At 72.8% G+C, this 12,483-nt stretch carries 12 protein-coding genes; 2 read left to right on the top strand and 10 right to left on the bottom strand.

The window, feature by feature from the left end; translation table 11 throughout:
- Window positions 1-6: 6 nt before the first annotated feature.
- The 7 genes from AB0G74_RS30250 to hrcA form a co-directional block, all read right to left on the bottom strand.
- The gene (locus AB0G74_RS30250; protein WP_361152659.1) at window positions 7-915 is read right to left on the bottom strand and encodes a ribonuclease Z; all 909 of its coding nucleotides are present in this window, start codon (window positions 913-915) and stop codon (window positions 7-9) included.
- An 87-nt stretch (window positions 916-1,002) separates the two neighbouring features.
- Complete coding sequence (locus AB0G74_RS30245; RefSeq protein WP_361152657.1) at window positions 1,003-1,356, bottom strand: HIT domain-containing protein; 354 nt, start codon at window positions 1,354-1,356, stop codon at window positions 1,003-1,005.
- 109 nt (window positions 1,357-1,465) lie between these two features.
- Complete coding sequence (locus AB0G74_RS30240) at window positions 1,466-2,098, bottom strand: hypothetical protein (RefSeq protein WP_361152655.1); 633 nt, start codon at window positions 2,096-2,098, stop codon at window positions 1,466-1,468.
- A 146-nt stretch (window positions 2,099-2,244) separates the two neighbouring features.
- The gene (locus AB0G74_RS30235) at window positions 2,245-2,988 is read right to left on the bottom strand and encodes a 16S rRNA (uracil(1498)-N(3))-methyltransferase (RefSeq protein ID WP_361152652.1); all 744 of its coding nucleotides are present in this window, start codon (window positions 2,986-2,988) and stop codon (window positions 2,245-2,247) included.
- Window positions 2,985-4,103 carry a nitronate monooxygenase gene (locus tag AB0G74_RS30230; protein ID WP_361152650.1) on the bottom strand — a complete coding sequence of 373 codons (1,119 nt, stop codon included), beginning with the start codon at window positions 4,101-4,103 and terminating at the stop codon, window positions 2,985-2,987. The genes AB0G74_RS30235 and AB0G74_RS30230 overlap by 4 nt, the downstream gene beginning before the upstream one ends.
- Window positions 4,104-4,212: 109 nt before the next feature.
- Window positions 4,213-5,349 (bottom strand): molecular chaperone DnaJ, encoded by a 1,137-nt coding sequence (gene dnaJ / locus AB0G74_RS30225; RefSeq protein WP_358823519.1) that lies wholly within the window; start codon window positions 5,347-5,349, stop codon window positions 4,213-4,215.
- A complete protein-coding gene (gene hrcA / locus AB0G74_RS30220; RefSeq protein ID WP_358823520.1) occupies window positions 5,350-6,378 on the bottom strand; it encodes a heat-inducible transcriptional repressor HrcA in 1,029 nt (342 codons plus the stop codon).
- Window positions 6,379-6,614: 236 nt separating this feature from the next.
- Here hrcA and AB0G74_RS30215 point away from each other — a divergent pair, with 236 nt between their 5' ends.
- Window positions 6,615-7,421: an MBL fold metallo-hydrolase gene (locus tag AB0G74_RS30215; RefSeq protein WP_361152646.1), complete on the top strand. Its 807-nt coding sequence runs from the start codon at window positions 6,615-6,617 to the stop codon at window positions 7,419-7,421.
- A 9-nt stretch (window positions 7,422-7,430) separates the two neighbouring features.
- Window positions 7,431-8,249, top strand: coding sequence for a DUF3097 domain-containing protein (locus tag AB0G74_RS30210; protein ID WP_361152644.1), 819 nt, complete (start codon window positions 7,431-7,433; stop codon window positions 8,247-8,249).
- A gap of 80 nt (window positions 8,250-8,329) precedes the next feature.
- Here AB0G74_RS30210 and AB0G74_RS30205 read toward each other — a convergent pair whose 3' ends face one another.
- The 3 genes from AB0G74_RS30205 to AB0G74_RS30195 form a co-directional block, all read right to left on the bottom strand.
- Window positions 8,330-8,710 carry a hypothetical protein gene (locus AB0G74_RS30205; protein WP_361152642.1) on the bottom strand — a complete coding sequence of 127 codons (381 nt, stop codon included), beginning with the start codon at window positions 8,708-8,710 and terminating at the stop codon, window positions 8,330-8,332.
- A gap of 127 nt (window positions 8,711-8,837) precedes the next feature.
- Window positions 8,838-10,070 (bottom strand): radical SAM family heme chaperone HemW, encoded by a 1,233-nt coding sequence (hemW, locus tag AB0G74_RS30200; protein WP_361152639.1) that lies wholly within the window; start codon window positions 10,068-10,070, stop codon window positions 8,838-8,840.
- A 159-nt stretch (window positions 10,071-10,229) separates the two neighbouring features.
- Complete coding sequence (locus tag AB0G74_RS30195; RefSeq protein ID WP_361152636.1) at window positions 10,230-12,239, bottom strand: long-chain fatty acid--CoA ligase; 2,010 nt, start codon at window positions 12,237-12,239, stop codon at window positions 10,230-10,232.
- Between the last annotated feature and the right edge of the window lie 244 nt (window positions 12,240-12,483).

The raw sequence follows: 12,483 nt of genomic DNA, 5'->3' as shown, positions 1-12,483 counted from the left end.
GCGGGGTCAGGAGGCGCGTTTGGGTACGGGGATCCTCATGAGGTCCTTGGCGACGGTGAGTTCGCCGTCGTATCCGGCGGCCCTGGCCTGTCGTTCGAACTCGTCGGCGTCGGCGTACCGCTGGGAGAAGTGGGTGAGCACCAGATGCCGTACGCCCGCGTCCCGGGCGACCCGGGCGGCCTGTCCCGCGGTGAGGTGGCCGTGGTCGACGGCGAGCCGTTCGTCCTGGTCGAGGAAGGTGGACTCGATGACGAGCAGATCGCAGCCCTCGGCGAGGGCGTGGACGCCGTCACAGAGCCGGGTGTCCATGATGAACGCGAAGCGCTGGCCCCGGCGTTCCTCGCTGACGTCGGCGAGGGTGACGCCGCCGACGGCGCCCTCCTTCTGGAGGCGTCCGACGTCGGGTCCGGCGATGCCGTGCGCGGCGAGCCGCTCGGGCAGCATCCGGCGGCCGTCGGGTTCGGTCAGGCGGTAGCCGAAGGATTCGACGGGGTGGGAGAGCCGCCGGGCTTCGAGGGTGTACGCGGGCGTACGGGCGATGACGCCGTCGGCGGCGACGGGCCCCTCGGTGAGGGAGACGGTCTCGCGGTAGGCGGTGGCGTACCGCAGCCGTTCGAAGAAGCGCTGCCCGCTCGCCGGGTAGTGGGCGGTGATCTCGTGCGGGACCCGGTCGAGGTTGATCCGCTGGATCACTCCGGCGAGGCCGAGCGAGTGGTCGCCGTGGAAGTGGGTGACGCAGATCCGGTTGAGGTCGTGGGCGGCGACCCCGGCGCGCAGCATCTGGCGCTGGGTGCCCTCGCCGGGGTCGAACAGCAGGCCGTCGGCGTCCCATCGGAGCAGATAGCCGTTGTGGTTGCGGTGTCTGGTGGGGACCTGGCTCGCCGTGCCGAGGACCACGAGTTCACGTACGGACACAATGCTGACCTGCCTGTCCCGTTCTGCCTGCTGTTCGTCCGCGCCGTCCGCCGGTTTCGCGGGGTTCGCGGTGGGGTGTTCCGGCCGCTATCCGGGGGGCCAGGCGAGGCCGCGCCCGGCGAGCAGATGGGCATGGGCGTGGAAGACGGTCTGTCCGGCGCCGGAGCCGGTGTTGAAGACGATCCGGTACGCCTCGGCGCTCTCGTCGGCGGCGACCTGTCCGGCCTCGGCGAGTACCGCGGCGGCCAGTTCGGGCGCGGCGGCGGCGAGGGACGCGGCGTCGGGGTAGTGCGCCTTGGGGATCACCAGGACGTGGGTGGGCGCCTGCGGGTTGATGTCGCGGAAGGCGACGACGTGTTCGGTCTCCCGGACGACGGTCGCGGGCACCTCCCCCGCCACGATCTTGCAGAACAGGCAGTCGGCCTGCGGTTCTCCCGCCATGCCCGGGCTCCTCTGGTCGATGATCTCGGCGTTCCGGTCGCCGACCCGTACATGGTATCGACCGTGATCGGTGGGCGGGGTTCCGGTGCCGGGGTGCCGGGGTGCCGGGTCAGTCCTTGGGGGTGGCGGTCCGGGTCGCCGTGACGGTGACCGTCGCCGTCACGGTCGCCGTCGCCGTCTTCGTCTCGGTCACGGTCCGGGTCCGTGTCCGGGTCTCGGTCCGTTCCTCCGTACGGGTCCTGGTCCGGGTGGGCGCGGGCCGGGTCCGCTGGTCGGTCTCCCGGACCGCGGGGGCCCGGGTCCTGCCCTTGTCGCACCGGCCCAGGTACCGGGCCTCGAAGACCAGTTCGCCGTCGACCCGGGCGTCGAGGTCGCCCCGTACGCAGAGCCCCGGCGTCTCGTCCGTCACCTTCCCCTTGACGGCGATCGGGCGTTCGTCGCGGGTCCGCCCCTCGCAGGCGACCGTCGCCGCGCCGTCGCCGTCGGCCGGCTTGGCCCGGCCGCCCTCACCGGGCACGGTCGCCGTACAGCCGATCCGCCGGACGTCGAAGCCGATCCGTTCCAGGGTGTTCTGGACGGTGTGCTCGGTGGTCCTGGCCACGGAGGCGGCCGAGAGGGTCCGTTCCCCGCCGGGTTCGCAGGCCGTGGCCCCGATCACGACGACGGCCACCACCATCCCGGCCACCGTCGTCCGCCGCCGCGCGGCCGTCCCCGTACCGCCGTCGCCCGTGCTGTCGCGCATGCACGGAAGGGTGGCACCGCCGGGGCCGCGGCAACAGTCCGCATACGGCCATACGTCACCCGTTCGGATCAACAAAAGGGAAATGGGGCGCCGTCCGGTCCAGCGGCCGGGCGGTCGGGCGGTCGGGCGGTCGGGCGGTCGGGCGGTCAGGACCAGCGGCCGGTACGGGTCAGGAGGAGCGCGGTCGCCGCCGTACCCGCCGTCGAGGTGCGCAGCACGGTGTTTCCCAGCCGGTACGGACGCGCTCCGGCGGTCTCGAAGGCGGCGATCTCCTCCGGGGACACCCCGCCCTCCGGGCCGACGACGACCACGACGGAGCCCCGGGCCGGGAGTGGGGCCGTGGCGAGCGGAACGGAGCCCTCCTCGTGGAGGACGGCGGCGAAGTCGGCGGCGGCCAGGAGTTCGGCGACCTGGCGGGTGGTGGCGGCTTCGGCGACCTCGGGGAAGCGCAGCCGGCGGGACTGCTTGCCCGCCTCCCGGGCCGTGGCACGCCATTTCGCCAGGGACTTGGCGCCCCGGTCGCCGCGCCACTGGGTGACGCAGCGGGCGGCGGACCAGGGGACGATCGCGTCGACACCGGTCTCCGTCATGGTCTCCACGGCGAGTTCGCCCCGGTCGCCCTTGGGCAGGGCCTGGACGACGGTGATCCGGGGCGAGGGCTCCGGCTCCTCCGGGCAGTCGACGGTCTCCACCACGAGCACGTCCTTGCCCTCGGTCCGCAGGACGCGGCCCGCGGCGCCCCGGCCCCGGCCGTCGGTGAGGACGACGTCCTCACCGGCGCGGAGCCGTTTGACGGAGACGGCGTGGCGGCCCTCGGGTCCGTCGAGGGTGAGGACGGAGCCGGGGGCGGTGCCGTCGAGGGTGTCGACGACGAAGACGGGCGCGGTCATCGGGTGCCCTCCTGGTCCGCTACGGCTCCGGCGGTGTCGGCACCGGCCGCGGCGGCGGCCTCGCGCCATTCGGCGACCAGGGTGGCCACCAGGTCGGCGGCGGGCAGTTCGCGGGCGAGCCGGTGGCCTTGTCCGGCCCACAGGGCCATGCCCTGGGGGTCGCCGGAGGCGGCGGCGGCCTTGCGGAGCCCGGAGGTGAGGTGGTGCACCTCCGGGTAGGCGGCGGGGGCGTACGGCCCGTGTTCGCGCAGGAAGCGGTTCGCGAGGCCGCGGGCGGGGCGGCCGGTGAAGGCGCGGGTGAGTTCCGTCCGGGTGAAGAGGGGATTGGTCATGGCCTGCTTGTGGAGCGGGTTGGCGCCGGACTCGGGGCAGACCAGGAAGGCCGTGCCGAGTTGCGCGGCGCTCGCCCCGGCCGCCAGTACCGCCGCGATCTGGTCGCCCCGCATCAGTCCGCCGGTGGCGATCAGGGGCAGGTCGACGGTGGCCCGGACCAGTCCGAGCAGGGCCAGCAGTCCGATGCCGGTGCCGTCGTTGGCGGGGTCGTCGCGGTGGGTGCCCTGGTGGCCGCCCGCCTCGACGCCCTGGACGCAGAGCGCGTCGGCGCCCGCCCACGCGGCGGCCTGTGCCTCCTCGGGGGTGGTGACGGTGACGACGGTGTACGTCCCGGCCCGGGCGAAGGACGCCAGGACGTCGGGGGCGGGGCAGCCGAAGGTGAAGGAGACGACGGGGACCGGGTCGTCCCGCAGGATGGCCAGCTTGGCCTCGTAGCCGTCGTCCCGGCCGGACTCGGGGTCGCCGAGCGGGGTCTCGTACCAGCCCGCCTCGCCCGCGAGTTGCTGCCGGTAGACCTCGACGGCGCTCGGGTCCGAGGTCCGGGGCTGCGGCATGAAGAGATTCACCCCGAAGGGCCGTCCGGTCGCTCCCCTGATCTGCTTGATCTCCTGGTACATCCCGTCGGTCGTCTTGTATCCGGCGGCGAGGAAGCCGAGGCCGCCCGCTTCGGAGACGGCGGCGGCCAGCCGGGGGTTGGACGCCCCGCCGGCCATGGGGGCCGCCAGCACGGGGAACCGGGACAGTTCGGACAGGAAGGAGGGCGCGGGGGGCGGGGAGGACATGGAAGCATCGTGCCACCTGTGCACGTCCGTGACGAAACGGGCCCCCGGCCCTGGGGCCGGGGGCTCGCGTCCGAAAGACGGTCCGGACCACGGCCCGGACTGCGAGTGCTCAGCGGCCGTTGAAGGCGTCCTTCAGCCGGGAGAACAGCCCCTGCTGGCCGGGCTGGAACTGGCCCAGGGGCCGCTCCTCGCCACGCAGCTTGGCCAGTTCGCGCAGCAGCCGCTCCTGCTCGGGGTCGAGCTTGGTCGGGGTGGTCACCTCGACATGGACGATCAGATCGCCCCGGCCGCCGCCGCGCAGATGGGTCACTCCGCGCCCGTGCAGCGGGATCGACTGGCCGGACTGGGTACCGGGCCGGATGTCGACCTCCTCCATGCCGTCGAGCGTCTCCAGCGGCACCTTGGTACCCAGGGAGCCCGCGGTCATCGGGATGGTGACCGTGCAGTGCAGATCGTCGCCCCGGCGCTGGAACACCGCGTGCGGCAGCTCGTGGATCTCGACGTACAGGTCTCCGGCGGGGCCGCCACCGGGGCCGACCTCGCCCTCGCCCGCGAGCTGGATCCGGGTGCCGTTGTCGACACCGGCGGGGATCTTCACCGTCAGGGTGCGCCGGGAGCGGACCCGGCCGTCGCCCGCGCACTCCGGGCAGGGCGTGGGCACGACCGTGCCGAAGCCCTGGCACTGGGGGCAGGGGCGGGAGGTCATGACCTGGCCCAGGAAGGAGCGGGTGACCTGGGAGACCTCACCGCGGCCGCGGCACATGTCGCAGGTCTGCGCCGAGGTGCCGGGCGCGGCGCCCTCACCGGAGCAGGTGGTGCAGACGACGGCGGTGTCGACCTGGATCTCCTTGGTCGTACCGAACGCCGCCTCGTTCAGATCGATCTCCAGCCGGATCATCGCGTCCTGGCCGCGCCGGGTGCGCGAACGCGGGCCGCGCTGGGACGCCGTACCGAAGAAGGCGTCCATGATGTCCGAGAAGTTGCCGAAGCCGCCCGCGCCGAACCCACCGGCCCCGCCGCCGCCCGACTGGGACAGCGGGTCGCCGCCGAGGTCGTAGACCTGCTTCTTCTGCGGGTCCGACAACACCTCGTAGGCGGCGTTGATCTCCTTGAACCGCTCCTGCGTCTTCGGATCCGGATTCACATCCGGATGGAGTTCCCTGGCGAGCCTGCGGAACGCCTTCTTGATCTCGTCCTGGGACGCGTCGCGGCGTACGCCGAGTACGGCGTAGTAGTCCGTGGCCACTTACGACTCCGCCAGGATCTGTCCGACGTAACGTGCCACTGCGCGTACCGCTCCCATCGTTCCGGGGTAGTCCATGCGGGTCGGTCCGACCACGCCGAGTTTCGCAACCGCCTCGTCGCCGGAACCGTAGCCGACGGTGACGACGGACGTCGCGTTGAGGCCCTCATGGGCGTTCTCGTGACCGATTCGGACGGTCACACCCATCCCGCCGGACTCCTTGACCTCGCCCATCAGCTTGAGGAGCACCACATGCTCCTCCAGAGCCTCCAGCACGGGCCGGATGGTCAGCGGGAAATCGTGTCCGAAGCGGGTGAGATTGGCGGTGCCGCCGATCATCAGCCGCTCCTCGGTCTCCTCGACGAGGGTTTCGAGGAGGGTGGAGAGCACGGTGGTGACCGTGCCCCGGTCCTCCGGCTCGTCGAACGAGTCCGGAAGGTCCTGGACGAGCCGGGGCACATCGGTGAACCGGCGGCCCACGACCCGGCTGTTGAGCCGGGCCCGCAGATCGGCCAGGGACGTCTCGCCGAACGGCGCCGGGCAGTCGATCATGCGCTGCTCGACCCGGCCGGTGTCGGTGATCAGTACCAGCATCAGCCGGGCCGGGGCCAGCGACAGCAGCTCGACATGGCGGACCGTGGACCGGGTCAGCGACGGGTACTGGACGATCGCGACCTGGCGGGTCAGCTGCGCCAGCAGCCGTACCGTACGGCCGACGACGTCGTCGAGGTCGACGGCGCCGTCGAGGAAGCTCTGGATGGCCCGCCGCTCGGCCGCGGAGAGCGGCTTCACCCCGGCGAGCCGGTCGACGAAGAGGCGGTACCCCTTGTCGGTGGGGATACGGCCGGCGCTGGTGTGGGGCTGGGCGATGAACCCCTCCTCCTCCAGCACCGCCATGTCGTTGCGGACAGTGGCGGGTGACACCCCGAGCTGATGACGCTCGGTGAGCGCCTTGGAACCGACCGGCTCCTCGGTGCCGACATAGTCCTGGACGATGGCGCGCAACACTTCCAGTCTGCGTTCGCTGAGCATCGCGCCCACCTCCAACTGCGTCGTCCGCCTGCCCGGAGCGGCGGCACGGGCCGCTCTCCGTCTTGCCTGTCCGTGAAATGTTCCCCGGTGACCCGCCTGGCACTCCATGTGTCCGAGTGCCAGGTTTCCTTCGTGCCAGTGTACGGCCGCCCGGTACGGCCGGAGCAAGGTGACCGACCACGGTACCGCGTCCCCGCCGCCCGCTTCGCCCGCGATCGTGGCGATAGCGTCCCGGTATGAACTTCGGCGGCGGCATCGACAGGAACATCGACGACGACTTCGGCGGAGACACCGGCGGAGACATCGGGCGGGACATCGCGTGGGAAGCCTACGGCTGGGAGCGGCTGGCCCACGGGGTCGGGCGGCGCAGACTGCCCGGGTGGGACGCGACCTGCGGGCTGGTCGCCGGGCGGAACGGCGCCCTGCTGTACGACACGGGGTCGACCCTGGCGGAGGGCGAGGAGCTGCGGGCCCGGGCCGAGGCGCTGCTGGGCGGGCGCCCGGTGACGCATATCGCCCTGAGCCATCCGCACTTCGACCATGTGCTGGGGACGGCGGCGTTCCCGGGGGCCGAGGTCTTCGGGGCGGCCGGGGTGGCGGCGCTGCTGAGCGGGGAGGGGCGGGAGGCGCTGCGGGCGGACGCGGTGCGGTTCGGGGTGGACGAGGAGGAGGCCGCCCGGTCGGCGCGGGCGCTGGTGGCGCCGGAGCACGCCGTCGCGGGTGAGCTGGTGGTGGATCTCGGCGGGCGGCGGGTGGTGCTGGTGGAGCTGGGCCCGGCGCATACGGGGCACGATCTGGCGGCCCTGGTCCCGGGCGGCCGCGGCGAGCCGGATGTGGTGTTCTGCGGTGACCTGGTGGAGGAGTCCGGCGAGCCGCAGGCGGGCCCGGACGCGGTGGGGGCCCGCTGGCCCACCGCGCTGGACCGGCTGCTGGCCCTGGGCGGGCCGGACGCGGTCTACGTACCGGGGCACGGGGCCGTGGTGGACGCCGGGTTCGTCCGGGCCCAGCGCGCTGTGCTGGCGGACCGGTTCGGGGTGTCGTAGCGTCGGCGAATGCGCAGCTACAGCCCTGATCTGACCCCGCCGTGGAAGAAGTCGGCACCGGTTCCCGAGGTGCCCGCCGACCCCTCGGACCCCGATCTGGTGGTGGAGGAGGTCGCCACGGGTTTCTGCGGGGCGGTGGTGGCGTGCGAGGCGGGGACGGTGACGCTGGAGGACCGGTTCGGCAAGCACCGGGTGTTCCCGCTGGCGCCCCGGGGGTTTCTGCTGGAGGGGCGGGTGGTGACGCTGGTGCGCCCGGCGGCGGGGGCCGCGGCCCGCCCGGCGCGTACGGCGTCGGGATCGGTGGCCGTGCCCGGGGCGCGGGCCCGGGTGGCGCGGGCGGGCCGGATCTATGTGGAGGGCAGGCACGACGCCGAGCTGGTGGAGCGGGTGTGGGGGGACGATCTGCGGATCGAGGGGGTGGTCGTGGAGTATCTGGCGGGTATCGACGATCTGCCCGCGATCGTCGCGGAGTTCGCCCCCGGGCCGGACGCCCGGCTGGGCGTGCTGGTCGACCATCTCGTGCCGGGTTCGAAGGAGTCCCGGATCGCGGCGTCCGTGACGGATCCGCATGTGCTGGTGGCGGGGCATCCGTATATCGACGTCTGGGGCGCGGTGAAACCGTCGTCGGTGGGCATCCGGGCCTGGCCCGAGGTCCCGCGCGGCCAGGACTGGAAGACGGGTGTGTGCCGGGCCCTCGGCTGGCCGCCGGACACGGGCGCCGCCTGGCGCCACATCCTCTCCCGGGTCCACTCCTACAAGGACCTGGAGCCGGAGCTGCTGGGCCGGGTCGAGGAACTGATCGACTTCGTCACGGCACCCCCGGAGTGACCCGGGGAGTCGGCCCGGCCGGGCCGGCTCCGGTCATCTGAGCGCGCGGTCCCGGCCGGGCCCCGGGGCGTTGTGCCGGACTACGTCAGGACGAGGGGCACGGTGATGGTGAGGTGCTCGTCGGCGGTCGGCCGGGCGGCGGCGAGAGCGTTCATACGAGCCGCAAGGTGGCCGATCACCCGGCTGGTCAGTTCCTCGTCCCACTCCGCCGTGCCTTCCGGCGGCAGGCGTCTCTCCTCCCCGGCGGGCGGGTTGTCACCGAAATAGCGTGCGGCGTCCGTGTTGACGACCCAACAGGCCAGTGCGATCCTCACCTGCCCGGGTGCCGCCCGCTGCGCCCGTACATGGGCGCACATGGTGAAGTCGTCCCCGCCGAAGGTGACCGTGGTGGAGAACGGCGCGCCACGGGGGTAGCGCCGTATCAGCTCGAGTACCGCCGGTTCCACCACGGCTCGCGCCATAGGTTCCGTATACACCGTCCGCCCCCTGTCGAGCCCGGCCCTCAGCATCCCAGACGGGGCCCGCGGCGAACAGATCGCTGCCGTCCGGACCGTTTCCGCTCCGGTACCTCTCCGGGCGCGGCCGGGGTCAGTCGACCAGGTCGCGGACGACCCCGTCCGCCAGCAGCCGGCCCCGCAGGGTCAGTACCGCACGGCCCTCCTCGTAGGGCGCGGGCTCCAGCAGGCCGTCCGTCAGGGCCTGTGCGGCAGCGCGCAGGCCCGCCGGGCGCAGCAGGTCGAGCGGGACGCCGTCGCGGAGCCGGAGTTCGAGCAGGATCCGCTCGACCCGGCGGTCCTCCGGGGTGAGCAGTTCCCGGCCCGCGCCCGGCGAGCGGCCCTCGGCGAGCGCCGCCGCGTACGCCCCCGGATGCTTCACGTTCCACCAGCGGACCCCGCCGACGTGGCTGTGCGCCCCGGGGCCCGCGCCCCACCAGTCGGCGCCCCGCCAGTACAACTCGTTGTGGAGGCAGCGGGCCGCGTCGGAGGTGGCCCAGTTCGACACCTCGTACCAGTCGAAGCCCGCCGAGGCGAACATCTCGTCGGCGATCAGATAGCGGTCGGCGTGCACGTCGTCGTCCGTCATCGGCACCTCGCCGCGCCGGATCCGGCTCGCCAGCCGGGTGCCCTCCTCCACGATCAGGGCGTACGCCGACACATGGTCGGGTCCGGCTCCGAGGGCCGCCTCCAGGGACGCCCGCCAGTCGTCGTCGGACTCGCCGGGGGTGCCGTAGATCAGGTCGAGGTTCACATGGTCGAATCCGGCGGCGCGGGCCTCGGCCACACACGCCTCGGGGCGGCCGGGGGTGTGGCTGCGGTCCAGTACCCGCAGGACGTGCTGCCGGGCGCTTTGCATGCCGAAGGAGATCCGGTTGAAGCCGCCGGCCCGCAGCTCGGCCAGATAGGCGGGGTCGACGGAGTCCGGATTGGCCTCCGTGGTGATCTCGGCGCCGTCCGCGAAGCCGAACTCGCTCCGTACCGTGTCGAGCATCGCGACCAGATCGGCGGCGGCGAGCAGGGTGGGCGTACCGCCGCCGACGAACACGGTCCGCACCGGGCGCGGATCGTCGCCGAGGACCTTGCGGGCCAGCCGTATCTCCTCGGCCACCATCTCCGCGTAGTTGTCCCGGGACGCCAGCACGCCGCCCGAGCCGCGCAGCTCGGTCGCCGTGTAGGTGTTGAAGTCGCAGTAGCCGCAGCGGGTCGCGCAGTACGGCACGTGGAGATAGAAGGCGAGGGGCCGCTCGGCGGCCCCGTCGAGCGCGGAGGCGGGGAGCGACCCGTCGTCGGGCACGGGCACGCCGTCGGGCAGTACGGAAGGCATACGCCCATTGTCCGGTACTTCCGCGGTGGCCGCGGCGCCCTGTGGACAACCACTCGGCGCCCGGCCCCTCGGCTCCGGCTGGACCGGCTCCGACCTGCGACGAAGGCCCTGCGGACGGGGTTGCGGGCCGGGCCCGGGGAAGCCCCGGGCCCGGTGTCGTCACGCCTCGCGCTGGCCCGCGTACATCTCCTCGACCAGGTGCTGGAACTCCCGCTCGACGGCGGGGCGCTTCAGCTTCATGCTCGGGGTCAGGTCGCCGTGCTCGACGTCGAGGTCGCGGGGCAGCAGCCGGAACTTCTTCACGGTCTGCCAGCGCTGGAGGCCCTCGTTGAGCCGCTCCACGTATCCGGCGATCAGCTCCCGGGTCTCGGCGGCGCCGATCAGCTGCTGGTAGCTCCGGCCCGCGAGCCCGTTCTCCTCGGCCCAGCCGAGGATCGCGGGCTCGTCGAGGGCGATCAGGGCCGTGCAGTAGTTGCGGTCGGCGCCGATCACCACGATGTTCGAGACGTACGGGCAGATCGCCTTGAACTGGATCTCCACCTCGGTCGGCGCGATGTACTTGCCGCCGGAGGTCTTGATCAGGTCCTTCTTGCGGTCGGTGATGGTGAGATAGCCGTCGGCGGAGAGTTCGCCCAGGTCACCGGTGCGCAGCCAGCCGTCCTCCTCCAGCACCTCGGCGGTCTGCTCGGGCTGCCCGTGGTAGCCCTCCATGACGGCGGGGCCGCGGAGCAGGATCTCGCCGTCGTCGGCGATCCGTACCTCCAGGCCGGGCAGCGGCTTGCCGACGGTGCCGGTGCGGTAGGAGCCGTACCGGTTGACGAAGTTGACGGCGCTGGACTCGGTGAGGCCGTACCCCTCCAGGATGTGGATGCCCGCGCCCGCGAAGAAGTAGCCGATCTCCGGGGAGAGCGCGGCGGAGCCGGAGACGGCAACCCTCAGCCGTCCCCCGAACGCCTCCCGCAGCTTGGCGTAGACCAGCTTGTCGGCGAGCCGGTGCTGGGAGCGGAGCCCGAAGGGCGCGGTGGCCGAACCGGTGCGGCGGAAGTTGTCCTGGGTGATCCGGGCGTGTTCGCGGGCGACCTCGGCGGCCCAGCGGAAGACCTTGTACTTCGCGGCGCCGCCCGCGCGGGCCTTGGCGGCCACCCCGTTGTAGACCTTCTCGAAGATCCGGGGCACGGCCGCCATATAGGTCGGCCGGATGACCGGCAGATTCTCCACGATCTTGTCGTGGCGGCCGTCGACGGCGGTGACATGGCCGACCTCGATCTGACCGGAGATCAGCGCCTTGCCGAAGACATGGGCCAGCGGCAGCCACAGGTACTGGATGTCGTCCTTGTTGATCTGACCGGTCCCGGCGATCGCCTTCGCCATGTACGACCAGTTGTCGTGCGGCAACCGGACGCCCTTGGGGCGGCCGGTGGTCCCGGAGGTGTAGATCAGGGTCGCCAGCTGACCGGGGGTGATCGCGGCGATCCGCTCCTCGACGGCCGTGGGGCGCTCGGCCAGCAGCGCGCGGCCCCGGGTCTCCAGCTCGGCCAGGGTGACGACGAATCCGTCGGTCCCGGTCTCGGCACCGGCGGGGTCGATCACCACGACATGGCGCAGCTCGGGCAGCTCGGCCCGGCGCTCCACGGCCTTGGCGAGCTGTTCGGCGTCCTCGGCTATCAGGATCCGGCTGCCGGAGTCGGTGAGGATGAACGCCGATTCCTCGGCGTTGGTGGTGGGGTAGATCGTGGTCGTGGCGCCGCCCGCGCACATCACGCCCAGATCGGCCAGGATCCACTCGATCCGGGTGGCGGCCATCAGGGCGACCCGGTCCTCGGGGTCGATCCCGAGGCCGATCAGTCCGGCGGCGACGGCGTAGACCCGTTCGGCGGTCTCGGCCCAGGTGAGCGACTTCCAGCCGGGCGCGAGATCGTCCGGCAGACCCTTCGGCGGGCCGTCCTGCGCGCCGTCCGGCAGACCAGTCGCCGACCCGTCCGCCGGTCCCTCCGGCTCCGCGCCCGCGTCGGCGCCGGGGGTGGTCGGCGACGGCACGTCGTCCGCCCCGGCCGGGGTGAGCACCGGATAGCGGAACGCCTCGCCGTCCGGCGTCGCGGCGACCCGCTCGGTGAAGAGCATCGCCACCGAGGCAGGGCGGTTGTCGATCGTGGTCTGTGTGTCGCTCAAGACGTCCTCCGGGCCCGCGGCGGCCGCACTGACGCCGCTGAGCAGGCACTTCTTCATCTGCCGGGTGACCCCCGGCCGGGCGCGATCAGCGTAGATCGCGTACCGCCGGTATGTAAGGGGCTTCCGTCCCCCGCTTCGGCGCGTAGGGGTACGGGCACGGACGGCGCCCGGCCGGCGGGCTGGTACACCGGGTCGGTGTCGCCCGGTGAGCGCGGCACCTCCGTCGTGGTCGGCCATGTCGATA

The organism is Streptomyces sp. NPDC020875 (assembly GCF_040641415.1).
In the GTDB taxonomy this organism is placed as follows: Bacteria; Actinomycetota; Actinomycetes; order Streptomycetales; family Streptomycetaceae; genus Streptomyces.
This window is presented reverse-complemented; position numbering and strand designations above follow the sequence as displayed.

Bases quoted from the DNA above. Each gene is read 5' to 3' on its own strand.
- AB0G74_RS30240 (WP_361152655.1), bottom strand. From the start codon at position 2,098: ATGCGCGACAGCACGGGCGACGGCGGTACGGGGACGGCCGCGCGGCGG.
- hemW (WP_361152639.1), bottom strand. From the start codon at position 10,070: ATGCCTTCCGTACTGCCCGACGGCGTGCCCGTGCCCGACGACGGGTCG.
- AB0G74_RS30205 (WP_361152642.1), bottom strand. From the start codon at position 8,710: ATGGCGCGAGCCGTGGTGGAACCGGCGGTACTCGAGCTGATACGGCGC.
- AB0G74_RS30215 (WP_361152646.1), top strand. From the start codon at position 6,615: ATGAACTTCGGCGGCGGCATCGACAGGAACATCGACGACGACTTCGGC.
- AB0G74_RS30210 (WP_361152644.1), top strand. From the start codon at position 7,431: ATGCGCAGCTACAGCCCTGATCTGACCCCGCCGTGGAAGAAGTCGGCA.
- AB0G74_RS30245 (WP_361152657.1), bottom strand. From the start codon at position 1,356: ATGGCGGGAGAACCGCAGGCCGACTGCCTGTTCTGCAAGATCGTGGCG.
- AB0G74_RS30230 (WP_361152650.1), bottom strand. From the start codon at position 4,103: ATGTCCTCCCCGCCCCCCGCGCCCTCCTTCCTGTCCGAACTGTCCCGG.
- AB0G74_RS30235 (WP_361152652.1), bottom strand. From the start codon at position 2,988: ATGACCGCGCCCGTCTTCGTCGTCGACACCCTCGACGGCACCGCCCCC.
- hrcA (WP_358823520.1), bottom strand. From the start codon at position 6,378: ATGCTCAGCGAACGCAGACTGGAAGTGTTGCGCGCCATCGTCCAGGAC.